Consider the following 1,152-nt stretch of genomic DNA (forward strand, 5'->3'; position numbering starts at 1 on the left):
GAGCTGGTTATCCCGGTGAGCAACCTGCAGCGCGGCGTGTACTTCGTGACGGTGACGGACGGTGCGCAGCGCCAGACACAGCGCTTCGTGAAGCAGTAGTCACAGAGAGTTTATTTCGTTCGTTCAATACAGGCCTGGCCTTCCGCGTGGAGGGTTGGGTCCTTCTTTAAGCTTAACATTTGCATAGCTGAATTTAGCTTATTAGCAATTAATCTAATAATTGCTCTGGTTTCTTTTTATGGGATTTTAATTTACAAATTGGAAACAGCCATCCATATATGGGAATTTTTGTGTGATTCAAAGCTTTGGTTTATTTAAGCGGACTCACTTTTTTAAAATAATCTACAGAATTTTCAGCTTTTTAAATATTTGATATATAGGGTTTTAGGTATTAAATAGTAATGACTTTTAAATGAGCAGAGATAAATTGCATCTTTGCTTACCCCCGTATTGGGTAATGGCATGCTTCTTTCATTAAGGTTATCCGAACGAAACGAAGTAACCCATGAAAAACATTTACACCCTTATCGCAGCTATTTTCTTCTTTGCTATTTCAGCAAATGCTCAGGAGACTAAAGAAGTATTTTATAAGCAGGATTTTGATAACACTACCACCCTGCCGACTGACTTTGACCGCACTTCAGCTACTTGGGTAGTGTCTAACAAAACGCTTAGAACAAACAATCCAAAAGCCAACACTACATATAGCAACAAACTTGTAAAGAACAATGTGCACGTTGGTGGTTACATGATGCTGAGAATCCAGTGGTCAGGTTATCAATCTGATCTGAAAAACGGTAATGACGTTTCTTACTACACGCCAACGGTGTCTTATACCACTAACTTGGTTAAAAACACTCAGACGATAAAAGCTACTGAGTCTGCGACTACTAAGAATCAGTGGAATAATACATATGTTGATATTTTCCTTCCAGAAGGTACTACAACCGTTAACTTCTCTATCAATATAGATGTTCACGCCAAAAGAGGTGACTATTACGGACTTGACAACCTGGTTCTTGAAGGTACTGCAGACCAGCCAATTGCCCCGCTCCCAGTGGAGCTGATCAGCTTCAAGGGCGCCGCCGTAAACGGTGCGGCTAAGTTAACTTGGGCCACGGCGCAGGAGAAGAACAACGAGCGCTTCGTGGT

The 1,152-nt window shown here is 41.7% G+C and carries 1 protein-coding gene and 1 pseudogene; both read left to right on the forward strand.

All coding sequences use genetic code 11. The features are described from left to right. Window positions 1–15: 15 nt before the first annotated feature. Window positions 16–99: a T9SS type A sorting domain-containing protein gene (locus tag D1627_RS18675; protein ID WP_394342592.1), complete on the forward strand. Its 84-nt coding sequence runs from the start codon at window positions 16–18 to the stop codon at window positions 97–99. Between the two features lie 406 nt (window positions 100–505). Continuing rightward, window positions 506–1,152, forward strand: a pseudogene (locus D1627_RS18235) (hypothetical protein); the annotation flags it as partial.

This window comes from Pontibacter oryzae (genome assembly GCF_003576375.1).
In the GTDB taxonomy this organism is placed as follows: Bacteria; Bacteroidota; Bacteroidia; order Cytophagales; family Hymenobacteraceae; genus Pontibacter; species Pontibacter oryzae.